The 24,844-nt window shown below is 69.9% G+C and carries 21 protein-coding genes, 3 tRNA genes and 5 pseudogenes; 12 read left to right on the plus strand and 17 right to left on the minus strand.

Annotated features, from left to right (window positions below; genetic code table 11):
• The first annotated feature begins 438 nt into the window (after positions 1-438).
• Positions 439-1,344 carry a DUF1396 domain-containing protein gene (locus ABZ562_RS32615; RefSeq protein WP_361486615.1) on the plus strand — a complete coding sequence of 302 codons (906 nt, stop codon included), beginning with the start codon at positions 439-441 and terminating at the stop codon, positions 1,342-1,344.
• 14 nt (positions 1,345-1,358) lie between these two features.
• On the opposite strand, the gene ABZ562_RS32620 is transcribed toward ABZ562_RS32615, so the two are convergent.
• The 3 genes from ABZ562_RS32620 to ABZ562_RS32630 form a co-directional block, all read right to left on the minus strand.
• Positions 1,359-2,777: a M1 family metallopeptidase gene (locus tag ABZ562_RS32620; protein WP_361486617.1), complete on the minus strand. Its 1,419-nt coding sequence runs from the start codon at positions 2,775-2,777 to the stop codon at positions 1,359-1,361.
• A gap of 197 nt (positions 2,778-2,974) precedes the next feature.
• Entirely contained in the window at positions 2,975-3,694 is a 720-nt protein-coding gene (locus ABZ562_RS32625; protein WP_361486619.1) for an alpha/beta hydrolase, read from the minus strand.
• A 178-nt stretch (positions 3,695-3,872) separates the two neighbouring features.
• A complete protein-coding gene (locus tag ABZ562_RS32630; RefSeq protein WP_361486622.1) occupies positions 3,873-4,844 on the minus strand; it encodes a helix-turn-helix domain-containing protein in 972 nt (323 codons plus the stop codon).
• 132 nt (positions 4,845-4,976) lie between these two features.
• On the opposite strand from ABZ562_RS32630, the gene ABZ562_RS32635 reads away from it, so the two are divergent.
• Positions 4,977-5,939: an NADP-dependent oxidoreductase gene (locus ABZ562_RS32635; protein WP_361486657.1), complete on the plus strand. Its 963-nt coding sequence runs from the start codon at positions 4,977-4,979 to the stop codon at positions 5,937-5,939.
• A 366-nt stretch (positions 5,940-6,305) separates the two neighbouring features.
• Here the strand turns inward: ABZ562_RS32635 and ABZ562_RS32640 are convergent, their stop codons facing one another.
• The 4 genes and pseudogenes from ABZ562_RS32640 to ABZ562_RS32655 all read right to left on the minus strand — a co-directional run bounded on the left by ABZ562_RS32640 (position 6,306) and on the right by ABZ562_RS32655 (position 10,010).
• The gene (locus tag ABZ562_RS32640) at positions 6,306-7,139 is read right to left on the minus strand and encodes a PIG-L family deacetylase (protein WP_361486624.1); all 834 of its coding nucleotides are present in this window, start codon (positions 7,137-7,139) and stop codon (positions 6,306-6,308) included.
• Positions 7,140-7,391: 252 nt separating this feature from the next.
• Positions 7,392-8,393, minus strand: a complete 1,002-nt coding sequence (locus ABZ562_RS32645) for an MFS transporter (RefSeq protein ID WP_361486627.1) — start codon at positions 8,391-8,393, stop codon at positions 7,392-7,394.
• Positions 8,394-8,735: 342 nt separating this feature from the next.
• A pseudogene (locus ABZ562_RS32650) lies at positions 8,736-9,215 on the minus strand (leucine zipper domain-containing protein); the annotation flags it as partial.
• A 120-nt stretch (positions 9,216-9,335) separates the two neighbouring features.
• The gene (locus ABZ562_RS32655; RefSeq protein ID WP_361486629.1) at positions 9,336-10,010 is read right to left on the minus strand and encodes a hypothetical protein; all 675 of its coding nucleotides are present in this window, start codon (positions 10,008-10,010) and stop codon (positions 9,336-9,338) included.
• Positions 10,011-10,505: 495 nt separating this feature from the next.
• Here ABZ562_RS32655 and ABZ562_RS32660 point away from each other — a divergent pair, with 495 nt between their 5' ends.
• Both ABZ562_RS32660 and ABZ562_RS32665 read left to right on the plus strand, forming a co-directional pair.
• On the plus strand, positions 10,506-10,769 hold the full coding sequence (locus ABZ562_RS32660) for a type II toxin-antitoxin system prevent-host-death family antitoxin (RefSeq protein ID WP_361486632.1): 264 nt from the start codon (positions 10,506-10,508) through the stop codon (positions 10,767-10,769).
• Positions 10,766-11,020, plus strand: coding sequence for a Txe/YoeB family addiction module toxin (locus ABZ562_RS32665; RefSeq protein ID WP_361486634.1), 255 nt, complete (start codon positions 10,766-10,768; stop codon positions 11,018-11,020). Before ABZ562_RS32660 ends, ABZ562_RS32665 begins: the two co-directional genes overlap by 4 nt.
• Before the next feature lie 209 nt (positions 11,021-11,229).
• On the opposite strand, the gene ABZ562_RS32670 is transcribed toward ABZ562_RS32665, so the two are convergent.
• Positions 11,230-12,123, minus strand: a complete 894-nt coding sequence (locus tag ABZ562_RS32670; protein WP_361486637.1) for an NADP-dependent oxidoreductase — start codon at positions 12,121-12,123, stop codon at positions 11,230-11,232.
• A gap of 70 nt (positions 12,124-12,193) precedes the next feature.
• Between ABZ562_RS32670 and ABZ562_RS32675 the strand changes: the two genes are divergently transcribed.
• Positions 12,194-12,799: a helix-turn-helix domain-containing protein gene (locus tag ABZ562_RS32675; protein WP_361486639.1), complete on the plus strand. Its 606-nt coding sequence runs from the start codon at positions 12,194-12,196 to the stop codon at positions 12,797-12,799.
• On the opposite strand, the gene ABZ562_RS32680 is transcribed toward ABZ562_RS32675, so the two are convergent.
• Both ABZ562_RS32680 and ABZ562_RS32685 read right to left on the minus strand, forming a co-directional pair.
• Positions 12,800-12,970, minus strand: coding sequence for a hypothetical protein (locus ABZ562_RS32680; protein ID WP_361486642.1), 171 nt, complete (start codon positions 12,968-12,970; stop codon positions 12,800-12,802).
• A gap of 735 nt (positions 12,971-13,705) precedes the next feature.
• Complete coding sequence (locus ABZ562_RS32685; protein WP_361486662.1) at positions 13,706-13,963, minus strand: hypothetical protein; 258 nt, start codon at positions 13,961-13,963, stop codon at positions 13,706-13,708.
• Between ABZ562_RS32685 and ABZ562_RS32690 the strand changes: the two are divergent.
• From ABZ562_RS32690 to ABZ562_RS32705, 4 genes and pseudogenes are all read left to right on the plus strand, one after another.
• Positions 13,859-14,693 (plus strand): annotated as a pseudogene (locus ABZ562_RS32690) (transposase); the annotation flags it as partial. The gene ABZ562_RS32685 and the pseudogene ABZ562_RS32690 overlap by 105 nt on opposite strands.
• A gap of 309 nt (positions 14,694-15,002) precedes the next feature.
• Positions 15,003-15,806, plus strand: a complete 804-nt coding sequence (locus ABZ562_RS32695; RefSeq protein ID WP_361486644.1) for an SDR family oxidoreductase — start codon at positions 15,003-15,005, stop codon at positions 15,804-15,806.
• 111 nt (positions 15,807-15,917) lie between these two features.
• Complete coding sequence (locus tag ABZ562_RS32700; protein ID WP_361486646.1) at positions 15,918-16,910, plus strand: aldo/keto reductase; 993 nt, start codon at positions 15,918-15,920, stop codon at positions 16,908-16,910.
• A 302-nt stretch (positions 16,911-17,212) separates the two neighbouring features.
• Positions 17,213-17,503: pseudogene (locus ABZ562_RS32705) on the plus strand (transposase); the annotation flags it as partial.
• Positions 17,504-17,574: 71 nt separating this feature from the next.
• Here the strand turns inward: ABZ562_RS32705 and ABZ562_RS32710 are convergent.
• Positions 17,575-18,444 (minus strand): helix-turn-helix transcriptional regulator, encoded by an 870-nt coding sequence (locus ABZ562_RS32710; RefSeq protein WP_361486659.1) that lies wholly within the window; start codon positions 18,442-18,444, stop codon positions 17,575-17,577.
• Positions 18,445-18,969: 525 nt separating this feature from the next.
• On the opposite strand from ABZ562_RS32710, the gene ABZ562_RS32715 reads away from it, so the two are divergent.
• Entirely contained in the window at positions 18,970-19,356 is a 387-nt protein-coding gene (locus ABZ562_RS32715) for a hypothetical protein (protein ID WP_361486648.1), read from the plus strand.
• A gap of 350 nt (positions 19,357-19,706) precedes the next feature.
• Here the strand turns inward: ABZ562_RS32715 and ABZ562_RS32720 are convergent, their stop codons facing one another.
• The 4 genes from ABZ562_RS32720 to ABZ562_RS32735 form a co-directional block, all read right to left on the minus strand.
• Complete coding sequence (locus tag ABZ562_RS32720) at positions 19,707-20,141, minus strand: hypothetical protein (RefSeq protein WP_361486651.1); 435 nt, start codon at positions 20,139-20,141, stop codon at positions 19,707-19,709.
• 289 nt (positions 20,142-20,430) lie between these two features.
• Positions 20,431-20,507 (minus strand) — tRNA-Ile (locus tag ABZ562_RS32725).
• 192 nt (positions 20,508-20,699) lie between these two features.
• A tRNA-Asn gene (locus ABZ562_RS32730) sits at positions 20,700-20,772 on the minus strand.
• 5 nt (positions 20,773-20,777) lie between these two features.
• Positions 20,778-20,850: transfer RNA gene (locus ABZ562_RS32735), tRNA-Asn, on the minus strand.
• A gap of 204 nt (positions 20,851-21,054) precedes the next feature.
• Here ABZ562_RS32735 and ABZ562_RS32740 point away from each other — a divergent pair.
• Positions 21,055-21,327, plus strand: coding sequence for a hypothetical protein (locus tag ABZ562_RS32740; protein ID WP_055550281.1), 273 nt, complete (start codon positions 21,055-21,057; stop codon positions 21,325-21,327).
• 25 nt (positions 21,328-21,352) lie between these two features.
• A complete protein-coding gene (locus ABZ562_RS32745) occupies positions 21,353-22,804 on the plus strand; it encodes an FGGY family carbohydrate kinase (protein ID WP_361486654.1) in 1,452 nt (483 codons plus the stop codon).
• 17 nt (positions 22,805-22,821) lie between these two features.
• On the opposite strand, the pseudogene ABZ562_RS32750 reads toward ABZ562_RS32745, so the two are convergent.
• A pseudogene (locus tag ABZ562_RS32750) lies at positions 22,822-24,158 on the minus strand (RNA polymerase sigma factor).
• Between the two features lie 129 nt (positions 24,159-24,287).
• Positions 24,288-24,844 (minus strand): annotated as a pseudogene (locus tag ABZ562_RS32755) (DNA primase); the annotation flags it as partial.

Below are 24,844 nucleotides of genomic sequence, written 5' to 3' on the forward strand. Positions count from 1 at the left end.
AGAGGCCACGCCGCGTCGACCAACAACGGCGTCAGGCAGTGGCTGCTGGAGACCGACTCACTGGAAATCAACGACATGCTCGCGGAGACCAGGTGGGGCGAATACCCTGCCTACGCCGTCGCCTGCGGGATGCGTTCCTCCCTCTCCCTGCCGATAGCCGCCCGCACCCACACCACCGGCGCCCTCAACCTGTACGCCGCCCCGCCGAAGGCGTGCCGCTCAGGCGACCGGCGCCATCGCGGTGGCCCAGCGGATCACCGACACCCAGCGGCCGGCCCCCGACCGCCCACGAGCTGCGCCGCCCCTGAACGCGCATCTGCGCGTCTGCGCGCCTCGGTGCGGTGGGGCACCGGAGAAATCCGGACCGCGCCTCGCGCCCGTGCGCTAATGTCCGACATCGATCAGAAACGAACGCAAGTTCATCAAGGGGTGGGGGATATGGGCATGATCGTGCGCACCGGACCGGGCAGACACGCCAGAGCGGCGGGCGCGGTGTTCGCCGCCGCGTTGCTGTGCGCCGGTGCGGCGGGCTGTGGCGCGGAGAAGGCCGATGCGGAGAAGGCCAGTGCGAAGGAGCCGCATATGGCGCCCGCGGCGGCCGTGCGGGCGGCGGCGGAAAAGACCGAGAAGTTCACGTCGATGAGCTACCGGATGTCCGGCAGGACTCCCGAGGACGGCCGCTTCGAGGGTGAAGGAGCGATGGCCTTCAACCCGCCCGCGATGCGGCTGAAGACGCGTTCGCTCGACCAAGGCGCGGACATGTCGGTGGAGTTCCGGCTCACCGGAGGCAAGCTGTACCTCGGGGGCGATGCCGTCAAGAGCGGGTTCGCCGAGGGGTCCTCCTCCCGACTCGACGGCAAGAGCTGGCTCGCCACCGACGCCTCGGCCCTGGGCAAGGGCGGCTCCGGCGCGGCGGGACAGGGCGCCCTCACCGACCGGGCCGACAAGAACCCGGCCGAGGAGTCCACCTTCCTCTCCGGCGCCGACAACGTGCGACGGGTCGGCACCGAGACCATCGACGGTGACCGGACCACCCACTACCGCGGCACGGTCACCCTCGCCCAGATGCGCGCGAGCCTGAAGGACGAGGACGCCGCGACCCGCAAGCGCCGTGAGAAGAGCCTGCGGCAGTACGAGGAGCTGGGCGTCGACCGCCTGGCCATGGACCTGTGGATCGACCAGGACAGCCACACGAAGCGGTTCCGCACACGCGGCAAGGGCGACAGCGGCCCGCTCGACGTCACGATCACCTTCATGGACATCAACAAGCCGGTCACCGTGCAGGCCCCGCCCGCGAGCGACACCTTCGACCTGGCCGACCTGGCCCGGGGCCTGGAGGACTGACTCCCTGTTTCGCGTCAGGGGGTGCGGGGCTTCCCCTGGGCGTACAGCCACTTGTTGAACAGCGGGCCGAGGTTCTTCCCGGACTGCCGCTCCGCGAGGCACTGGAACTTTGCGGTGGTGCCGTGTCCGTGGCGGTGCTGTACGGCCCAGGCGCGCAGGACGCGGAAGAAGACCCGGTCGCCGACGGCGGTGCGCAGGGCGTGCAGTGCCATGGCGCCACGGCCGTAGACGGGGCGGCCGAAGATCTTGGCGCCGCTGCCGGGGTTGCCCGGCGGGAACGCCCACAGGGGATCGCCTGCGGGAGTGGCGTACAGGTCGTCGAAGGTCTCCTGGGCGCCGGCGCCGCCGTGCTGCTCCTCGTAGAGCCACTCGGCGTAGCTGGCGAAGCCCTCGTTGAGCCAGATGTCCTTCCAGGAGGTGAGGGAGACGGAGTCGCCGAACCACTGGTGGGCGTTCTCGTGGACGAGGGTGCCCAGGTCGGGGGCGCTGCCGTAGATGGGCCGGGTCTGGGTCTCCAGTGCGTAGCCGACGCTGGGCGCGTGGTCGACGATGGAGCCGGCGGCGCGGTACGGGTAGGGCCCGAAGAGCTTGCTCTCCCACTCCAGCACGGACGGCAGCTTCTTCAGCACGGGTGCGGCGGCGGCGGTGGCCTCGCGCGGGTCGACGGCGTCGTAGACCTTGATGCCGCTACGGGTCGTGTACTGCTTGACCTTGAACTTCCCGACGGTCGCGGTGGCGAGGTAGGCGGCCATGGGTTCGGTCTGCCGCCAGCGGAAGGTGGTTTTCCCCTTGCGGGTGCTCCGGCCGAGCAGGACGCCGTTGGAGACGGCGCTGCGGTTCTCGGGGACGGTGATCGCGATGTCGTACGACGACTTGTCCAGCGGGTGGTTGTTGGCGGGGAACCAGGTCATGGCGCCCTGGGGTTCACCGGCGACGAACGCGCCGTCGTCGGTGGGGATCCAGCCGTCGGGGGAACCGTCGGGGTCGGTGACCGGGGCGGGCCTGCCCCGGTAGGTGACCGTGACGCGGAACCTCTGCCCCTTGTGCAGGGCGCGCCGGGGCGTGACGACGAGTTCCTGTCCGCTGCGCTGGTACGCCGCCCTGGCCCGGTCGACGGTCAGACCGGTGATCTTCAGGCCCTTGAAGTCGAGATCGAAGCGGTCCAGGCGCTGGGTGGCGCGGGCGGTGAGGACCGCCTTGCCGGTGAGGTGACGGCTCGTCGGGTCGTAACCGAGCGTCAGTCCGTAGTGGGCGACGTGGTAGCCGCCGTTGCCCGCGCGCGGGAAGTAGGGGTCGCCGACGCCGGGGGCGCCCGCCCGTCCGGCAGCGGTGACGGGCCCGGCCGCCGCGAGCAGGGCCGCCACGACGACGGGGACGGTGGCGGCGACGGCTCCGCGGCCGAGGACGGTGGTGGGTATGCGGGGCTGGGTCACGTGCGCGCTCCTTGGGGGGTGGCGTGTGAACAAAGGATCCTCAGAGTAGGCAATCCGCCCCCTCTCAGCCCCCGATTCGGGTCACATCATGGGGCGTTGCCGCGCCCGGACGCGCCGCCCCGACCGCGCCGGTACCGGCGCGGTCGGGGCGGTTGTGCGTACCGCTCACCGTGTGCCGCCGGCCTGACGGCCCGGCCTCACTTCAGGTGCCGGCCGAAGAACCGGTCCCCGTCCTCCAGCTCGAACCATGGGGTGCCGAGGTGCCCGCCCAGATTGGCGTGCAGCGTCTTCTCCTTACTGCCGAAGGCGTCGAACACGTCCAGGGCCCGTTGCCGGGGGTTCCCTTCGTCGTCCCACTGCAGCAGGAACAGCAGCGGAATGGTGACCTGCCGGGCCTCCTCGCGCTGGGCGCGGGGCACGTATCCCCCGGCGAAGAAACCGGCGGCCGCGATGCGCGGCTCGACGGCCGCCAGCCGAATGCCGAGGGCCGTCCACCCCGAGTACCCGACCGGGCCATCGATCTCGGGCAGCGCAAGGAGGGCGTCCAGGGTGGTCCGCCACTCCGGGACCGCCTTTCCGACCAGCGGGGCGATGAAGGACTCGAAGATGTCGTCGACCGGCTCCCCGGCCTGCATCGCCCGTCGGAGGTCGGCGCGGGCCTGCTGGTCGGCGGCGGAACGGGGCCGGTCACCGCACCCGGCGGCGTCGATGGTGGCCACCGCGTAGCCGCACGCCGCGGTGTACCGGGCCCGGGCCACCAGCCGGGGTTCCGCCTTGGGCAGGCCGTTGTTGTGGGCCATCAGGATCAGTGGAGCCGGTGCGGATCCAGGCGTCCACAGGGTGCCGGGGATCTCGCCGAGGGTGAATTCGCGTTCGAGGACGCCGTCGTCGAGGCGTTGTTCGGAAGTGAATCGCATGGTCGTGCCTTTCGGGAGTGCGCTTGAACGGCGCTCCCGGACGACCTATCGTCCGACCGCGACCCCGGAGGGGAGCACCCATGTCGATACTGCGTTCACGGGTACCACCTCCTCGTTCTCCGTCACGGCCTCCAGAAAAGTAGCAGCGGCCGCCGTGGCCCGCCAACGGGTTTTAGGCTCACGGCACCTCGGGTGCGCGGTGGGCGCGGCGGTAGGCCAGCGGGGACAGGCCGAGGTGGGTGTGGAAGTGCTTGCGCAGCGCGACGGGGTCCCCGAAGCCGCACGCTGTGGCGATGCGCGCGACGGTCAGGTCGCTGGACTCCAGCAGGCGGCGCGCCTGGGCCAGCCGGCTCTGCACCAGCCATTGGAGGGGGCTCGTGCCCACCTCGGCGCGGAACCGCCGGGTGAACGTGCGCTCGCTCATGTGGGCGTGGCGGGCCATGTCCTGCAACGTGACCGGTTCGGCCAGCCGGTTCAGTGCCCACTGACGGGTGGCCGAGGTGGAACGGTCGGCCTCCTTCGGCACCGGGTGCTCGATGAACTGTGCCTGGCCGCCCTCGCGCCAGGGAGCCACCACGCATCGCCGCGCCGCGGAGGTGGCCACGGTCGCGCCGTGGTCCCTGCGGACCAGGTGGATGAACAGGTCGATGCCGGCCGCCCCACCGGCAGCGGTCAGGATGCGGCCGTTGTCGACGAACAGCACGTCCGGATCGACCTCGACGTCGGGGAACCGCCGGGCGAACTGGCCGCACAGCGCCCAATGGGTGGTGGCCCGCAGTCCGTCCAGCAGACCGGCCGCCGCGAGCAGGAACGACGAGGTGCACAGGCTGACGATGCGGGTCTCGGGCCCGATCCGGGCGAAGGCCGTGGCGACCCGGGCGGGCAACTCGCCGGTGGCGAGCAGATGTTCGCCGGGCTCCTGGGTGGCGATCACCACGGTGTCCGCGTCCTCCAGCAGTGACTCGTCCTCGTCGACGACGATCCGGAAGCCCTCGTTCGTGCGGACCGGCCGGCCGCCGAGCGAGCAGGTCGTCACGGAATAGAGCCGCGCCCCGGCGGGGTCGAGGGCCTCGTTGAGCACCCGGGCCGCGATACCCAGGTCCATCGGCATGACCCCGTCGAGGGCGAGAACGGCAACACGATGCGGCATGGCCGGAATGGTACGACAGGTGGCCGTTCGGCCACTCACGGTGTCGGTGAGCGTCGGCGAGGCTGAAGCACGTGCCCGGGCCGGCCTGGCCAGGAGCGAAGGACATGCGAAGCGGATATGAGCGAGGAAAGTATGAGCGAGCAGACGATGCGCGCCGTCACCATCGAGGAGTTCGGCGGGCCGCACGTGCTGACCGCCGGCCGGGTCGCGCGCCCCGAGCCGCTGCCGACGGAGGTGCTGGTGCGCGTGCACGCCGCCGGAATCAACCCGGTGGACTGGAAGACCCGCGCGGGTCACGGCATGGCCGGGCTGCAGACGCTGCCGCTGATCCTCGGCTGGGACGTCTCCGGCGTCGTCGAGGAGGTCGGCTTCGGTGTCACCACGCTCGCACCCGGCGATGAGGTGTACGCCATGCCGTGGTTCCCGCGCCCGGCCGGCGGGTACGCCGAGTTCGTCACGGCACCGTCCCGCCAGTTCGTCCGCAAGCCGGCCTCGCTCTCGCACGTCGAGGCCGCGGCTCTGCCGCTCGCGGCGCTCACCGCCTGGCAGGCCCTGGTCGACACGGCGCGCGTCACCGCCGGGCAGCGGGTGCTGGTGCACGCCGCGGCCGGTGGCGTGGGGCACTTGGCGGTGCAGCTCGCCAAGCACCTCGGCGCCGAGGTGATCGCGACCGCCCGCGAGCCCCGGCACACCTGGCTCGAGGAACTGGGCGCGGACGAGACGATCGACTACACGCGGCAGCGGTTCGAGGAGGCCACGGGCAAGGTCGATGTCGTCATCGACCTGGTCGGGTCCGCGGATGACACCGATGTGCGCTCGGTGTCGGTCACCCGGCGAGGCGGCCTGGTCATCTCCATTCCGGGCGGTGTCCGGGACGCCCTGGCCACCGCGGCCGGGCAGGCGGGGGTGCGCACCAGCCCGCTGCTGGTCGAGCCGGACGCCGCCGCTCTGACGGCCGTCGCCGGCCTGGTCGACTCCGGCGCGGTCCGCGTCGAGGTCGAACGCACCTTCGCCCTGGAGCAGGCCGCCGAGGCGCACCGGCTGGGCGAGACCAACCGCACCCGCGGCAAGCTCGTGCTGGAGGTGACGCGGTGACGTCGGCAACGGCACTCGTCGTCGGTGGCACCGGGACCATGGGCGCCCGAGTCGTCCGCGCCCTCGCCGCACGGACCGGCACCGTCGTGCGCACCTGATGCAGAACGTCATGCCGGCGCATTTCCTGCCCGCGCATGCGATCACCCGCGCCTCCGCCGCCGAACTCGTCGCGGCTGTGCGCGCGGCTGCCGAGAACACCGGATTCGCGGCGCCCCTCGCTCTCCTGGCGATCCCCGGGACGCGCACCATGTCAGGGTGCGCGTCCCACGGGACGCGTTTCGCCGCCGTCTCGTCGTCCGCAGACCTGTGCCTACGGTCGCGCCGTGCGGCCGATGAGCTTTCCCGGGGCCCGGCAGGCGGGGCGGATCAGCGCAGTCCGGCGAAGAGATCGTTCTCGGGTACGGCGGCGCCGGTGGCGTCCTTGACCCGTACGTAGGTCTCCATGCCCATCAGCTCGCCGAACCTCTCCTTGCCCATCTTGAGGAAGAAGATGTTCTCGCCCTGACTGGCGTGCGCGGCCAGCGCGTCGAACTTCTGGCCGCTGAACGCGGTGGTGTCCACCCACGTGGTGATCTCATCGTCGGGGAGGCCGATCTCGGCCAGCGCGGCGGCCTCGGCGGGGTCCGGCTCCGGCATGTCCTCCCCGAACTCGCGCATGATCTCCCCGAACCGCTGCATCCCCGAACGGGGCATCGTCGTCCAGTACACCTTCGGTGTCAGCGTGGTCATCTCCAGCGCCGCCATCGTGATGCGGTGGGCCTGGATGTGGTCGGGGTGGCCGTAGAAGCCGTTCTCGTCGTAGGTGACGACCACATCGGGCCGGTAGTGCCGCATGAGGTCCGCGAGCCGGGCGGCGCCTTCCTCCACGGGGGTCTGCCAGAAGGATCCGGGGGCGTCGTTGCTCGGCCAGCCAATCATCCCGGAGTCGGCGTAGTCCAGCATCTCCAGATCGCTGACCTTCAGGACGTCACAGCTCGCCCTGAGTTCTTCACGGCGCATCAAGGCGACGGCCGCCGGATCGTGCCCGGGGTCGCCCGGCTTGACACCCCCCGGACCGTCCCCGCAACCGCCGTCGGTACACGTCACGAGAACCGTCCGGATGCCCTCCGCCGCGTACCGCGCGAGGACCCCTCCGGTTCCGGTGGCCTCGTCGTCGGGGTGGGCGTGTACTGCCATGAGCGTCAAGGGCCGGTCAGTCATGAAAAAGTCCTCCTGCGAAAACACGTCTCGATCCGAAGCGCGCGGCGGGCGTGCCGCGGTCCCGGGGCCGGGAGCCCGGTGGGACGGACGACCGTGTGGTCTCCGTGCTCCCCGCCGTGCGGCGCCGGTCCCCGGTCGATGCAACCGTGCCGCCGGGACGGCTGTTCCCTGCGCGGCCGTCCGGCCTTCCAGACGTCGACCGGGGGCACGCCCGGCCAGGCCGCGGCACCGCCCGTTGGTCCGAGGGTCGGGTCACGCCGCCGTCGGCTCGGCCTCGGCCGGCGCGCCCTCCGGGGCCCCAGCCGGCTCCGGCGCCCGGAAGGCACCGGCCGCCCCGAAGATCACCGCTGAGGCGGCCAGCGCCAGCACGGTGAACCCGGCAACGCCCTTGAAGCCGTCGAACTCGGTGAGCAGCACACCACCGACCAGACCGCCGATCGTCGTACCCGCGTACAGCGCGGTCGTCGACAGCGACGACACCGTGCCACGGGCGGCCGTCGTCCGCGCCAGCAGCATCGCCATGAAGATCGGGTAGCCGAGGCCGAGGACGGCAGATCCGGCCGCGAGGCCGGCGATCGCCAGACCCAGGTCGGCGGCGAACGGCACCGCGCTGTAGATGACGATCAGCCCCGTGAACACCACGGCCAGCGTGCGCTGTTCGCCGATCCTCCGGATGAGGCGGTTGCCGAGGATGGACGTGATGGCCATGCCGACGCCCAGCGCCGTCATCGCGGCGCCGACGGCGCTGACGCCCAGGTCGAAGTCCTTGTGCAGCCAGGAGCCGATGAACGAGATGGTCTCGAACACACCGGTCTGGTAGACGAGGTAGGCCAGCAGGTACCACGTGAAGGTCTTCGACTTGAACAGCTCGGCGTACGTCCCGACGATGCCGGTGGCCGCGCCCTGTGCCCGGGCCGGCGGAACGGAGGGGAACACCTTCCACAGCAGCAGCCAGGCGACACCCGAGAGTGCGGCGATCACGAAGAACGGCACGTGCCAGGAGGATGCCGCAAGCCAACCGCCGACCGGGACGCCGACGACCTGCGAGATGGACATGCCCGCCCCGGCGATGCCCATCGTCTTCATGATCGCCTCGGGGGCCACCAGGGCGAACAGCGCGAACCCGAGGGCATAGGCGCTGACCATCCATCCGGACGTACCAGTGGAGACGTCGAACGTGTCGGCCAGCGTGGGAAGCATCGGGGCGACCAGGAACGTGTCGGTTCCGATGACGAACATGGTCGCGAACGCCAACCACGCGATGACCGTGCTGGACGTGGTTCGGACACGACCGTGCGTCGTGTTCTGTGCCTGTGTCACGGGTTTCCTTTCACATCATGCGATGTCCGGAGTGGGCCCGGCGGTGAGTGTGCGCACCCCGCACGGGGGCTGCCACAAGCGGCGGGGGACTATGTCAGGTCGGCCCACGGCTGGAGCGGCCGGCCGGACTCCAGGCACGGCTGACCTCGCTGGTGAGCCGGACGGCAGCCTGGTGCTGCGGGGTGCCGACGGGCGCACCCTGCGGCCCACCGGCGAGCTGGCGCACCAAAGCCGTCTCACGCCCTCTGGAGGGCATCACCGAACCGCTGGGACGGCTGCCCGGCCCAGGGCTTCGTGGCCGCCGCCGTCCGGGATGCGGCCGAGTTTCTTGACGTCGATGTGGACCAGTTCGCCGGGTCGGGCGCGTTCGTAGCGGCGGACGGGTTCACCGGTGGCCCGGTCGCAGGAGGCCAGCGGCGGCGTGTGGTGGCGCTGGAGGATCCGGTGAGCGGTGGAGGCGGCGATGCCGAAGCGGGCCGCCAGTCGCAGCGGGCCGATGCGGTGTTCGCGGCGCATCCGCAGCACCCGCTCCTCCACGGAGGCCGGTGTCCGGTGTGGTGAGTGGTGGGGGCGGCTGGAGCGGTCGGTCATGCCTGCTGCCCCGTGCCGGCGGTAGCGTCCGGCCCAGCGGGCGGCGGTGGTGTGGCTGACCTGGAACCGTTCGGCGGCCCGGCGCAGCGGCCAGCCGTCGTCAACGACACACCGGGCCAGACGCAGCCTGCCGGTCGGGGTCAGCGGGGCGTTACGGTGGATCAACGAGGGCCTCCTGTGTGCCGGTGGTAGATGTCGCAATCCACACCGAAACCGGAGGCCCTCGCCTCGTTCAAACACCTTTCACGGCGCGTCGCCCGTCACCAACGTGCCGGGACAGCACAGCTAGAACGTGCGGTTCAGGCGGAGCGACAGGTAGCAGCCGCCGGCGCGGCCGTCGGTGTCGTCGCCCACCGTCACGGGATGCCCCTCTCTGGCGATTTGCGAGGTGTTCTTCGGGCGGGTGTTCTTGCACTGCCCCTTGGCATCGCCGCCGTCGTCGCCGTACCACTGCACCTCAAGGATGATGTCCGAGCGACCGGACAGGGCGAAGGTGAGGTTGCACCAGCCCGCTCGGCCGTCGGTGTCCACCCGGATGGGGTCGGCGAACGTCCTGAGGGAGGAGTCGATCGGGATCGTTTTCGGGCCCCCGTTCTGGCACTGGGTGTCGTCGCTGCCGGGCTCTGCCTCCCACGTATAGGTGGCGGTCAGGCCCGCGAGAGAGTTCGACGGGTCGTAGAGGCCGAAGGCCAGCTGACAGCCGCCCGCGCGGTCGTCGGTGTCCAGGCGGATGGGGGTACTCCAGTCGGCCGCGCTGAACCACCGCTCCGGCGGATTCGTCGGCCCGTCGCACTGGCCGTTCCCGTCGGGGTAGAAACGAACGCCCAGCTCGGGCGCGGCACTGGCCGAGGATGACGAGGCGCTGGCCGACGTGGCCGACAGGCCGGTCACCATCAGTATGCCGACGGCCAGCGCGGAGGCTGATCGGGCCGATCTCCTGCCCAGCTTCAGCTTTCTCACGTGTGTCTCCCAGGGTGTCTTCGCTTGATCCGGAAAAGGTGCCGAACCGTTCCACGAGCGTGAATGACCATCACTGCATTGCCGATTGGCGCGATGGAACAGAGAAGAACAGAGGAAACGCGAGGTGCGTCAGACGGTGGAAGGCGGAATGAGCCCCTCCAAGCCGAGGCGCCGCGCCGACAGCGCGCGGCGGCAACGGCACGAGTATCCAGGGCACATCAGGCCAGCCAGCAGGTCGATATCGGCCATACCTGGCCGATATCGACCTGCCGCCCGCAGCGCCCGGGGCCGCGCGCGTCCCCTACGCGCTCCTCGTTCCGGCTCCATCCGAAGCGGCGAGGCATTGGCGTCACGCCTACGCGGGAGGCGCATGGGCGAGACCGGTGACCAAGCAGCACCGCACCTCAGACCTCGGGCGGACGGCTGACTGGTGATGATCAGTAGACGTCGGCAAACCCGTACGATATCTTGTACAAGTCGAGAGAGGAGGCAGCCATGCCCATCACCGCCAGCGAGGCGCGCCAGAACCTGTTCCCGCTGATCGAGCAGGTCAACGAGGACCACGCCCCGGTCCACATCACCTCCCGCAAGGGGAACGCCATCCTGATGTCCGAAGAGGACTTCACCTCGTGGACAGAGACGGTGCACCTCCTGCGCTCCCCCAAGAACGCCCGCCGCCTGCTCGACTCCATCGCCGAGGCCGAGGCCGGCCAGGCTCAGCAGCGTGAGCTGATCGACCCCGACGCGGAACGGGCGTGAAGATCTCGTTCACGTCACACGCCTGGGAGGATTACACCTACTGGGCGGAGAACGACCGCAAGACGGCGAAGCGCATCAACAAGCTGATCCGCGACACGATGCGCGACCCCTTCAAGGGCATCGGCAAACCGGAGCCGCTGAAGGGCGACCTCTCGGGTTATTGGTCCCGGCGGATCGACGACACGCACCGGCTCGTGTACAAGCCGACCGACGACGAGTTGATCATCGTCCAGGCCCGGTACCACTACTGATCACGCGCTCCGCCGTGACGGGGCAGGACGCGGTCGGCCGGTGGCACCCACATCGCCGGCGGAGGCACCTGACCCGTCGCGACAGGTCGCGTACGGATTTGGCGGGAGACCCGCCACCGACACTCCGATGGCGGGCCCGCCACTCGCTCACGTCGGCGCGGACACCCACACCCCCGACGATCAGCTCGAGGACGGCGCGCAGCCGGCTCTCAGACGACCAGGACCCGGCGCCCGCGCGTGTGACCAGCACGGCTGTCGACGTGCGCCGCCGCGGCCTCGGCGAGCGTGTACGACTTCTCCACCGGGATGTGGAGCTTCCCCCGCGAGATGAGGCCGACGGCCTCGGTGAGCGCATCCGGCACGCTCCCGGCCACGCCGGAGAATCGGACACCGAACTCCGGCGCACCGAGATCGGCGATCGAGATCACCTTCTGCGGATCCCCGGTCAGCTCGACGAGCTCGCGGATCACGCCCGAGCCGGCCAGGTCGAGAGCCGCGTCGACATGGCCGAGCCGCCGCACCCGCTCGACCCAGCCCTCGCCGTACGTCGTGGCGAGCGCGCCCAGACTACGCAGATAGTCCTGGTTCGCGGCCCCAGCCGTGCCGATCACCGTGATGCCGCGGTCGCGGGCGATCTGCAGCACCGCCGATCCGACTCCCCCGGACGCGCCGCTGACCAGCAGCGTCTGCCCGGACCGCACACCGACCTCCCGGATGATGCGCAATGCGGTCTCCACCACAGAGGGGTATCCGGCCGCCTCTTCGAACGTCAGCCCCTCGGGCATACGGACCCAGGCCGACAGCACGGCGAACTCGGCATAGGTGCTTGAGCCTTCACCGAACACACGGTCGCCGACCTCGACCCCTTCGACACCCTCACCGATCTCGTCCACCACCCCGGAGGCGTCCAGCCCGACTCCGGAGGGCAACTCGATCGGATGGGCCCCCAGGACCTGGCCTTCACGAACCCTCCAGTCGACGGGGTTCACGCCCGCCGCCCGCACGGCGATGCGTACCTGACCGGGGCCCGCGTGGGGCTCCTCGGCGTCCACGAGTTGCAGAACGTCCGGACCGCCGAACTCGGCGAAGCTCACTTTCTTCATGCGGCCGACCGTAACACTAACGGTTAGTCTTTAGTAACCGATTCATTTTCGGTCCTGATAGTGTTAAGGTATGACCGTGCCGACCGGACGCCGTGAACGCAAGAAGGCCGCGACCCGCCAGAAGATCGCTGACAGCGCCCTGCGACTCTTCCTGGAACGCGGGTATGACGCAGTGGGCATCCGTGACGTGGCCGCCGAGGCCGACGTGGCCGTCACCACGCTCTTCTCCCACTTCGCCTCGAAAGAGGCCCTGGTGTTCGAGCAGGACGAGGACTTCGAGCAGCGCCTCACACAGGCGGTCACCGGCCGGGCGCCACACGAGCCGCTCATCCCCGCACTGCGCCGCGAGATCCAGGCCCTGGTGCGACATTGCACGGCGGACAGCGCCGCCCCGATCTGGCGCATGATCGACGCGTCACCCGCTCTGCGGGAGTACGAGGAGTCGATGAGGCTGCGCCACGCGGAGTCGCTGGCAACGGCCATCGCCGCCGATCCCGATCTGCCACAGACCACGACGGCCTGCCGGACGATCGCGAGGTTCGTGATCGACGCTTATTCACTGGCCCGCGAGGCGGCCGATCCGGATACCGCGGTGGACGAGATCTTCCGGATGATCGAGGCGGCCTGGGAGGTCGCCCACCCCTCTGGAAACGCCGTCGGCACGGCCGGACCGTAGTCAGGACCGTTTCGGGAGCGCCTGTTCGGTCACCGCGCAGCCCTGACCACCATGGCTCTCCTCCTTTCCCCGATGACGGGCGGTGAGCGTGGTGTCCATCGGCAGGACCCCTGCGGCCGCCTCGCGCCGTAACGACGCGAGCGCGAACTCGTCCAACTCGCCAAGGTCCATGCCCGTCAGCCACCGCGCCTGCGTCCGGCCGCGATTCCCCGGCCAGGATCCGCCCCACCACCTCGACGAGGCCGCCGCACTGTTCTGGGACCGGCCCCGCGGCTACGGCCGGCGGTACGCGGAGGGCCCGTCCATCACCGCCAGAGCAGTCCGAACCACGGAGGCAGCCCCGTGAGAGTTGTCGGCCGTGACCGACCGACGGCACCTGGGAACGCGTGCTGACCGGTCCCTCACGGCCAGATCTCCTGGAAGGCGGGACGACACCCCACGGCCTTCCGGTCCTCGCAGAAGGATTCTGCCCGCGTAGCGCGGAGTGGGGCGGGTGGGACTCGAACCCGATCCGGTGACCATCTCACCTGCGGCTTTACCGGAACATCGGACATCTCCACCCCATTCGATCCCGCTGAGACCTCCTCGATCCGGCTCGATCCGGCGTGGTGAGGCAAGTGCCTCACGCCTTCGGGGGCGCGCACGGAGAAGACCGGGAGCGGCGAGCGGACTCACCCGCGGTCGGCCCGCTCAGTGCGTGGGCCAAGTGGCCGCCCTCCCGAGCGAGCCTCTCTGGCCTGCCCTGGCTGGTGGTCAGTTCGGCGGGAGCGGGAGCGCGACTGGGCAGCCGCCGACCACGGTCGGCACCACGCGGTGAGGTCGTACACGGTCTGGCACGGGTTATCGGAGACCGGTCGCTGGAAACCCGGCCCACGACCAGCGGCGCCGCAGAGTAGGCGTCGGCTGTTATCCGGTGGCGTCCAGCGCTTCGCTGGCTTTATTCGCGAAGCCATTGATCGAGTCGGCGAGGTCCGCAGCCTTCACCGTGTGGCGCTCGATGCACTCGGCCTGGGACTCAGGAGACGATGCCCGACTCTGCTTCCAGGTCACCAGATTGTTGTCAGCGATGATGACGTCGAGTTCATCGTCGCGACGGCCACCGCCCGCCCATCGGCCCACGGGCCGGCGCTCTCGCACTGGAGCGTGCGCAAGCTCGCCGCTCACTTGGGCGAGTGCGACCACCGCTGCCGCACGGCCGCGCCCAGGGCCGGTCGCGAGGCCTGCGTATCGGTCGCGAGCGGCTGCGCCAACTGCTGCGCTCGCGTGGGGTGTCGTTCCAGCGGACCCGGACCTGGAAAGAGTCCAACGACCCGGACAAGGACACCAAGCTCGACCGGATCGAGGAGGCCACCCGCCGCCGGCCGAACCGCTGCTTCGCCTTCGACCAGTTCGGGCCGCTGTCGATCCGCCCCTGCCGCGGCGTCACCTGGGCGTCCGAGTCGCACCCGGTCCGGCTGCCCGCGACCTACCCACGCACCCACGGCATCCGGTACTTCCACGGCTGCTACAGCCTCGGCGACGACCAGCTCTGGGGCGTCACCCGACAACGCAAAGGAGGCGAGAACACCCTCGCCGCGCTGAAATCGATCCGGGCCGCCCGCCCCGACGGCGCCCCGATCTACGTCATCCTCGACAACCTCTCCGCGAACAAGACCCCCGAGATCCGCCCCTGGGCGGCGAAGAACAACGTCGAGCTGTGCTTCACCCTGACCTACGCCTCCTGGGCCAGCCCCGTCGAGGCCCACTTCGGCCACTGCAGACCTTCACCATGGGCGCCACCAACCACCCCAACCACCCCGCGCTGGCCCGCCAACTCCAGGACTACCTGCGCCGGCGCAACGCCCACGCCCGCCACCCCGACGTCCTGGCCGCCAACGCCGAGAAGGCAGTCGTGGCAATGCCGCCGTCGACCGGAATGATGGTGCCCGTGAGGTCAGGCCCCGGCCCGGCCGGCCACGCTCCCGGGATTCGAGCGCCGATACTCCACGTTCGCGGAGTATCGGTCCACCACGCGAGGGTGGCTCTCACAGTACCGGTACCCCGAGGGTCTCCCGGCCGCCTGTAAGACCTGCTTAGCTGCACGAAAGCGCCGACAACACTCCATGGACACGCACTGCAGCTTTACCCCCTGCAGTTCAATTCAGCTGCCCCGAATGCGCGACCGTGTCGGCGCATTCTTCCACGACAGAAGGGACGGAGACCAATGGCGGACAACCGGTTCACCACTCACACAGAACTTTTCGATCTGAGTGGGAAGTACGCCCTTGTCACTGGCGGCACCAGGGGGATTGGGATGATGATAGCGCGCGGCCTTCTCCAGGCGGGCGCCCGCGTCGTCATCAGCTCACGCAAGGCAGACACGTGCGCGGAGGCACAGCATCTACTGTCCGAATTCGGCGATGTTCAAGCAATCCCCGCCGACCTGTCCAGGCACGACGAGTGTCAGCGCCTCGCTGATCTCGTCAAGGTCGACTCGGAACGCCTGGACATCCTTGTCAACAACGCGGGAGCCATGTGGCGCGAGTCGCTGGAGACGTTCCCGGACGAAGCCTGGGACGCAGTGATCGACCTCAACCTCAAGTCGCCGTTCTGGCTGGTGCAGGCGCTCCTCCCAGCACTTCGCAGGGCGGGCACCGCCGATGATCCCGCGCGGATCATTAACATCGGCAGTATCGCCGCCATTCACGTCGCCGAGTCGCCCAACTACTCGTACGCCAGCAGCAAAGCGGCACTCCATCAACTCACCAGAGTGCTTGCCAGAGAACTGGGCCCGCAGCACATCACGGTGAACGCGGTAGCCCCAGGACCGTTCCCGTCGCAGATGATGGCGTCCACGCTCGATTCCATCGGCGACACGATCGCGGCGAAGGCCCCTCTGCGCCGGCTCGGCCGCGACGACGACATGGCAGGTATCGCCGCGTTTCTCGCTAGCCGGGCTGGGTCCTACCTCACGGGCACCATCATCCCGGTAGACGGCGGCATCGCGACGACCGCATCAGGCACCTAGGCGTCGGCGCGAGGCTTTGCCAGGGGCCTCCCTTGGCTGTGGGCGGTTCCCGGCTGAACACAGGGGAAGCGATGGCCTGGACGTTCGATGTTTACTGAAGGAGCATCTGTAATGCAGAAGCGCAAACTTGGACAGCAACTCGAAGTTTCAGCTCTAGGACTCGGCTGCATGGGCATGAGCTTCTTCTACGGTCCGTCCCCGGACCGAGCCGAGATGACGAAACTACTGCGGGCGGCAGTTGACCGCGGCGTGACCTTCTTTGACACCGCCGAAGTCTATGGCCCTTTCACCAATGAAGAGCTGGTCGGTCAGGCGCTGGCGCCGGTGCGCGACCAGGTGGTGATTGCCACCAAGTTCGGTCTCAGGCACGGCGAACACGGGCCGACCCCGATGTCGGGGCTCGATAGCCGCCCGGAGCAGATCCGTCGGGTAACTGAGGCATCGCTCACGCGTCTTCAAACCGAGAGCATTGACCTCCTCTACCAACACCGCGTCGATCCCGACGTACCCATTGAAGACGTGGCCGGCACGGTAAAAGAGCTGATCTCCGAAGGCAAGGTCAAGCACTTCGGTTTGTCGGAGGCGGGCGCGACGACAATCAGCCGCGCCCACGCCGTGCAGCCCGTAACAGCGCTGCAAAGCGAATACTCGCTGTGGATGCGAGAGCACGAAGCCGAGGTCATTCCGACCTTGGAGAAGTTGGGCATCGGCCTCGTACCCTACAGCCCACTCGGGAAAGGCTATCTGACCGGCAAAATCGATTATCGCACGTCTCTGGCCGACAATGATCTTCGCCGCTCCCTGCCGCGCTTCACACCGGAAGCACGACATGCCAATCAGGCACTGGTCGAGTTGCTCCAGCAGATTGCCGACGACAAGAAAGCTACACCGGCCCAGGTCGCTCTCGCTTGGGTGCTGGCGCAAAAGCCATGGTTCGTGCCGATCCCCGGCACCACCAAGCTGCACCGCCTCGAAGAAAACCTAGGCGCACTCGACGTCGAGCTGACGCCCGATGACCTGCAGCACATCGAGGAGGCCGCGGCACACATTCCGATCCATGGCGAGCGCGTTCCCGAGCAGTTGAAGCCACTGTTCGGCCGCTGAACCGTCGCCGCCTGCCCAGATGGCCGACACGCAAGGTCACTGACGTGCCGGTGGCCGGGCACCCGCTCGAGCTGCGCGTACGGGCGCGGCGCTACCGCTGCACCCATGACGGCATGTCCGGGAGGTCTTCGCCCACGACACCAGCCGGCTCGCTCGGCCTGGCGCGTCGACCACGCGTCGCTTGCGCGCAGTACATCCTGCGCCGCCTGGCCATCGGCAGGGCCACCGTCAACCCGATCGCAGTCGAAGCCACCCAGGCGCTCCCGCCGGCCCCGCACGGTTGGACCGGGGTCCAGGTGACCGGAGTCGACGAGCACAAGTGGTCCTACGTCCTGGGCCGCCAGGCCGATGGGTTCGTCACCGTGATCACCGATCTCACGTCGGTTGTCGCAGACAAGGGGCCCGTGCGGCTGCTGGACATGGCCCCGGACCGCTCCGCGGCCGCGATGAGCAGCTGACTCGAGGCCCGCACGCAGGCCTTCCGCGACCAGGTCTGGATCGTGGCGATGGACGGGTTCGGCGGCTACAAGAACGCCGCCACCGAAACTCCCCCGGACGCGCTCACCGTCATGGACCCGTTCCATGTTGTCGCGCCGGCCGGGCACAAGACTCCAGAACCGGAAAAGCTGACTTGGCCCGATTATCCGAACTATCCGTTAAGTGCTTAAATCTCGGTGGCCATCGTCTGTTGCGTGGCCGCCCACGACGCTAGTAGCGCTAGACCGTCAGCGGTCGGTGTGCCCGCCGAGGCGGTGTAGACGTTCAGGTGCAGGCCGGGTTCGGCGGCCAGTTCCAGGGGCTCGACGTCCAAGTCGAGCTGGCCCACGACCGGATGGCGCACACGCTTGCGGCCGGACCGGTGCAGCCGCACGTCCTGAGATGCCCACCGCTGCCGAAATAGCTCACTGCACGTCGACAGTTCGCCGACCAGGGCGATCAGCTCCTCGTCGCGTGGATTGCGGCCGGCTTCCATGCGCAGCTTCGCGGCCACGGTACTGGCAATTTGGTCGTAGTCGACAAAAAACTCTTGGGCCGCCTCGGGGCTTAGATAGACGAACCGCGCTGTGTTCGCGGGCCGTCGCGAGTCGACCAGCACCGGTGAATACAGCGCGCGAGCGAGTTGATTCATGGCGAGCACGTCATAACGGCCGTTACCGATCCAGGCCGGCGCGTCGGAGATCGCGTCGAGCACCTGCTGCAGCGTCGAGCGCACCGTCACGGCAGGCTTACGCCGGCGCGGGCCCCTGGGCGCGCCGGATTGGCGCGCGAGGTGAAACAGGTGCTCGCGCTCCGCCTCGTCGAGTTGCAAGGCAGAGGCCAACGCCTCGAGCACGCCGTCGGAAGCACCAGCGAGGCTGCCGCGCTCCATGCGCACGTAGTAGTCGACCGATACCCCTGCCAGTAACGCTACTTCTTCGCGGCGCAGACCTTTGACCCGGCGGTTGCCGCCGTAGGCAGTCAGGCCTGCCTGCTCGGGTGCGATGCGGGCGCGGCGTGAGCTGAGAAACTCCCGGATCTCGGTGCGTAGATCCATCATAGCCATCTCCGCACTGTAAGCCCGTCGTGCAGACTGAGGGAGGTACTGCTGGTACCCCGACGACCAGCGTTGCCCGATCTCGCCGGTGTCCACAAGCAGCGTGTGGCGCTGGCTGTGAGAGGAAAAGCCCCGCGTCGACGCCGAGTGCGCGGGCGTTTCCGGCGAACGGGCCTACCCTGCCGGATGTGATCATGGACGCGGCCTGGACCGCCGCGACGTCGACGCAGCCCCGCCCGGGGCCCGGCGCGCCGTGTCGGAGCTGACCTCCCGGGTACAGGCGACATCCTTGACCGGCGACTACAAGTTCCGCAAGCGCAGCCATTCCCAGCAGATGTCGCCACCGTCGAGGAAGAGACCAATGTCGGCCCTCAGTATCGGCTTTCGCTGTGAGCATCTCGATCGGGATCGGCCGGTCCACTGCCAACGCGCTTGGTCCGCTGAACGATGACCTCGGCGGAATGAAAAATTCCACCACCATCATTGCAAATTAAACCGTTAGTACCGACATGAAAAGGAGGCGAGGTGTCCGACATCGAAGGACTCACCGAGAAGGTGCTGCACGACCTTCATTGGGCAGGCCTTGCAGAGGAACCAACCACTACATGCTCCACGTCGAGCATGGAAGGGTACGTGGACGTCCTCGTCTCCGACAGCTCGGGTATGGGTGTCGGGTTCTCCATCGACGTCAGCGGAACCGAGGCGAGCATCCTCTATCAGCTCGCCGACAGAATCCCGGACGCGTACGTCGAACTCTGCTCCGTGGGCCTTCCAGTGGTTCCCGGTAGCCATCGGCCGGCTAGACCTCGCCTGACACAGAACGAAGTCATCTGGGAAGACTCTGATGAATCAGGCACCTGGCAATGCCGAGTCGGTGCCTACCCTGGGCCGAGCACAGGCACCTCCACCTGAACCGCCCAGTGAAGATCAGCTTCGTCAAGCGGCCTTCCGCGGGGCCGGCGAAGCGGTGGTCCCGGCCGACCTGACCGGGGCCAAGCACAATGCTCGCGGGCCCAAGCCCTGACCGCCCAGCGCTCGGCCCGGCATCGTGGCGTCCAGCGGCGGCCACGATGCCGGGCCGCCCTAGGTACGGCAGTCGATCTGTCGGCCCTCACAACACGGGTCGTCCTGGCTTGAGTCGAGCAGCACACGGTCGTCGCACCGGGCGTCGCCGCACCCCTTGGACCTGCGGCAAGCCGTGGGCGACCAGCCGTCCCACCGGAGAGGCGACCCGCCGATCCGTATCTGGCCGGCCAGGCCACTCATTCCGCTAGTCGGACGGCAAGGAGCGGCCCGTCGAGGACGTCGCGGCGGGGCAGATCGAGCCCGAACGCCGACTCGGCCACGGTCAGGGCCCGGAGTTCGGGCTGCTCCACGGCGAGACCGTGCTCATACGTCGACCTGTCGTCCGCCGGCAGCAGGCCCGCCTCCCGCATAGGCCCGGCGAGCCGCTCACGACCCGCACCCGTGCGCTCGTGCTCGCGGCCCGGCTCGAACCGGCACACGATCCGGCCATCTTTCGCGTAGCCGAGCGCACTGTCCGCATGCACCGTGCCCCAGAAGTCGGCCGCCTCGGTGCCGGAGCCGCCAAGCGAGCAGACGAGACCGGCCGCCGCACCGTTCTGGGGCCGGTCCCGCGTCTGCGGCGGGCGGTACGCGGAAGGCCCGTCCATCACCGCCAGAGCAGTTCGAACCATGGAGGCAGCCCTGTGAGAGTCGTCGGCCGTGACCGACCGACGGCACCTGGGAACGCGTGCTGACCCGTCCCCCACGGCCAGATCTCCTCAGCAGGCCGACGAACACGGACCAGGAGCGGTACGAGGCCCTCGTGCCTGCCGCAGGACAGCCGCCGACGGCCGCATGACGCCTGGGTTCGAGATGTCCGCAGACCTGTGCCTACAGTGACGCCACAGGCAAGGAAGGCGGGACGACAGCCCACGGCCTTCCCGTCCTCGCAGGCCAGAAGGATTCTGCCCGCGTAGCGTGTGGTGGGGCGGGTGGGACTCGAACCCACGGCCGACGGATTATGAGTCCGCTGCTCTAACCGGCTGAGCTACCGCCCCGTAACGGCGCGTCGTGCACATCTGTGCGCGCCGTCTGCCGCAGCATAGCCGCTCATACGATCTGTTGCTTCGGCGGGCCGATGTTGGGCGCCCGCATGCCCTGGATCGGCCCGGGATCAGGGGGGTGAGCAGGGCGTGAACGGGGGAAGAGGGCATGAAAAAGGACCCCGTACGGGGTCCTCTTCCGTGCTGCTCCCCCGACTGGACTCGAACCAGTAACCCTCCGGTTAACAGCCGAATGCTCTGCCAATTGAGCTACAGGGGACCGAGCTCCCCCGACTGGACTCGAACCAGTAACCTGCCGGTTAACAGCCGGCTGCTCTGCCAATTGAGCTACAGGGGATTGCTCCGTGTGCCTCGACCGCGCCCCCGTCCGGGGTTCCCGGAGGGCGTGCGCTCGCTGCGACACATACATTAGCGCAAGCAGGGGGGTGGTCCGCCAATCGGTATGCCCGTGGGTGATCGGAGGGTGATCTGCGGCGCGTGCGGGTAGACGTGCGGCACGACTCCGGGGTCCGAGACGAAGGACAACCAGAAGGGCAGGTCGATGCGCTACCGGCTGACGTTCATGAGCGGGTTGGCTGTGGGTTACGTGTTCGGCACGCGAGCCGGCCGCGAGAGGTACGAGCAGTTGCGTGCGTGCACGCAGCGGTTCGTGCGGAACCCGGCCGTCCGTAACACCGCCGAGTCGGCCGCGCTGGGCGGCCGGGAGGCCGCCACGAAGGCGCTCGGCAAGGTGCGGCCGCTGCGGGACAAGATCACGCAGCGGGAGTCACGCTCCGCGGCGGAGGAGGACGACTGGGGCACCAGCAACACCTAGCCACCGCGGTGGCATGATCTGGTCCATGGGGATAGTCGCCGGGTTGGACAGTTCGTCCGAGAGCACGCGGATCGTCGTCTGCGATACGGATACGGGTGCCGTACTCAAGCAGGGGTACGCGCCGCACCCGGCGCCGTCCTCCGGCGGAACGCCCCATGACGTGGACCCGCAGACGTGGTTGTTGTCCCTCGGGGAGGCCGCCGAGGGCGGGCTGCTGGAGGGGGTGCAGGCCATCGGCGTCTCGGCGCAGCAGCACGGGCTGCTGACGCTGGACGGGAACGGGGCGCTGGTGCGTCCCGCGCAGATGGGCAACGACCGGCGGGTGCAGTCCGCGGCCGCCGATCTGATCGAGACGCTGGGCGGGCGGGCGGCCTGGGCCCAGGCCGTGGGCGCGGTGCCGACCGCCGCCCAGTCGGTGGCGAAGCTGCGCTGGATGGCGCGGTCGGAGCCGGACGCGGCGCGCCGGGTGGCCGAGGTGCTGCAGCCGCACGACTGGCTGGTGTGGCAGCTGCTCGGGCGGCCGCTGCGGCGTACGACGGACCGCGGTACGGCCTCCGGCACCGGCTACTGGTCGGCGGCGACCGGCGCCTGGCGGCCGGATCTGGTCGAGCTGGCGCTGGGCCATCAGGTGCGGCTGCCGGAGGTCATCGGGCCGGCCCAGCCCGCCGGGCAGACGCCGGAGGGGCTGCTGATATCGGCCGGTACGGGCGAGACCATGGCCGCGGCCTTCGGCCTTGGTGTGGGGGTCGGCGACGCGGTGATCTCGCTGGGCGCCTCGGGTTCGGTCTTCTCCATCCACCACGAGGCGCTGGCCGACCACACCGGCACGATCCTGTCGTACGCCGACGCCACTGGCATGCACCTGCCCGTCGTGCACACGCTCAACGCGGTGCGGGCGCTGCGCGGCACGGCGGAGCTGCTGGGCACGGACCTGGAGGGGCTGTCGGCGCTCGCGCTGAACTCCACCCCCGGCTCGTACGGGATGGTGATGCTGCCGTATCTGGAGGGTGAGCGGACCCCGTACCTGCCGCACACCGCCGGGACCCTGACCGGGCTGCGGCGCGAGTCCATGAAGCCGGAGCATCTGGCGCGGGCCGCATTCGAGGGCATGCTGTGCGGGCTCGCCGACGCGCTCGACATCCTGCGGGGGCGCGGGGTCGGGGTGCGGCGGGTGTTCCTGCTGGGCCCGGCGGCCGACCTCCAGGCGGTACGGGCGATCGCGCCCGCGCTGCTGGGCGCGCAGATCGTGGTGCCGCAGCCCGCCGACTACGCCGCGCTGGGCGCCGCCCGGCAGGCCGCGTGGGCGCTGGGCGCCGCGCAGGGGACGCTGTCCCCGCACGAGCCGCCGCGCTGGCCCGCGGCCGCCAGCCAGGTGTTCGAGCCGGGCGACGATCTGGCGGTGGGGCAGGCGGTGCGGCAGCAGTACGTGGCGGTACGGGAGCAGACGCATCCGGGGGCGTTCGAGGCCGGGGGCTGAGACCTTCCGAGGGGACCTCAGTCCAGGTAGCCGCGGAGCTGGTCGGCGAAGGCGTGGTCGCGCAGCTTGTTGAGGGTCTTGGACTCGATCTGGCGGATGCGTTCCCGGGTCACGCCGAAGATCCGGCCGATCTCCTCCAGCGTGCGGGGGCGGCCATCGGCCAGTCCGTACCGCAGCTGGACGACCTTGCGCTCGCGCTCGCCGAGCGTCGACAGCACGGCCTCCAGATGCTCGCGGAGCAGCAGGAACGCCGCGGACTCGACCGGTGAGGCGGCGTCGCCGTCCTCGATGAGGTCGCCGAGCGCGACGTCGTCCTCCTCCCCCACCGGCGCGTGCAGCGACACCGGCTCCTGGGCGAGGCGCAGCACCTCGCCGACCCGCTCCGGGGTGAGGTCGAGCTGGAGCGCGACCTCCTCGGGGGTGGGTTCGTAGCCGCGCTCCTGCAGCATCCGGCGCTGCACCCGGACGACCCGGTTGATCAGCTCGACGACATGGACCGGCACCCGGATGGTCCGGGCCTGGTCGGCGAGGGCGCGGGACATCGCCTGGCGGATCCACCAGGTCGCGTACGTCGAGAACTTGTACCCGCGGGCGTAGTCGAACTTCTCGACCGCGCGGATCAGGCCAAGGTTGCCCTCCTGGACGAGGTCGAGCATCGTCAGGCCGCGGCCCACGTAGCGCTTGGCGACGGAGACGACGAGGCGCAGATTGGCCTCGATCAGCCGGCGCTTGGCCATCCTGCCCAGCACCACCAACCGGTCGAGGTCGAGGGCGAGTTGGCTGTCGAGGTCGGGGGCGGAGGCGAGCTTTTCCTCGGCGAACAGGCCCGCCTCGACCCGCCGGGCCAGCTCGACCTCCTCGACGGCGGAGAGGAGCGGAATCCGGCCGATTTCGCGCAGGTATTGGCGGAAGAGGTCGGAGGAGGGACCGGTGGTCTCGGGGCGGGCGGGGCGGTCGGCGGGGCCGCTGTCCGCCTCGACCTCGACCTCGACCTCGACCTCGGCCTCGGCCTCGGCGTCCGGTTCGGCCGGTTCGGCGTCCGTCTCGGTGCCTGGTGCGACGTCGGGCTGGGCGCCCGGGGGCTCCGGGGCGAGGGCCGCGTCGGGGGGCGCGGGGGGTTCCGGTGGCCCCATGGCCGACGGGGCCGGGGACTGCGGCGGCGCCATGGAGGCCGCGTCGGTGAGGGTCTGGGTCTGCACGGGGGCGACCTCCAGGGTGATCGCTGCTGAGGCGGCAGAACGATCGGGTACGGACGCGCCGGCCACGCCGCCGTCCGTCCCGTACATCATGAGCGGATCTGCGGGGGTTCCCGGCCTACCCGGCCAACACCGCCGCGCTCCGAGGACTCAGGCACCGCACCCCAGTGTGGAGTACGACACACGCCCGCCACGAGGGGCGTGCGGGCACTTTTTACGCAGCGGCCGGTGACCGCCCGGTTACGCGACGTCCGCGGCGCCGGGCCACGACCCCTGCCGCGGCCCGGTCAGAGGGCCGCGGCGCCCTGGGTCTGGAGGGACTGGGCGTACTGCTGGAGGACCCACAGCTCGTTCTGGACGGCGGCCAGATGGGCCGGGTCGGCGCGCTGCCCCAGGCGCTGCAGGGTGCCCTGGACCTCCCTGACCCGGTGGTTGACGGCGGCCTGGCGGACCCGGACCAGCTGCTCGCCCGCGTACGCCTCGTCCGCCTCGCGGCGGGTGTGGAGGGGCTCCACGGCCAGCTCGGTGACCATGGCGCGGACCGTGTCGTCGGGGGCGGCCTCGCGGACGCGGCGCAGATAGTCGGTGTCGGCGCCCTCCGCGCCGCCCGCGTCCTCGATGGCGCGGCGCACGGCGGCGTAGGGCGGGGCGGTGAACTCGTCCTCGCCGTAGGCGTCGAAGGCCGGGGAGACCAGCTCGGGGCGCTGGAGGGCCAGCTTCAGCAGCTCGCGCTCGACCCGGTGGGCGGGGCTGCGGAGGTTCAGCGCGGGGCCCCGGGGGCCGGGCGGAGCAGCCGGGCCCCGGGCCTGGCCGGGGCCGCCCGGGCCGCCGGGCCCGCCGGGGG

Source organism: Streptomyces sp. NPDC019937 (genome assembly GCF_040631655.1).
Classification (GTDB): Bacteria; Actinomycetota; Actinomycetes; order Streptomycetales; family Streptomycetaceae; genus Streptomyces.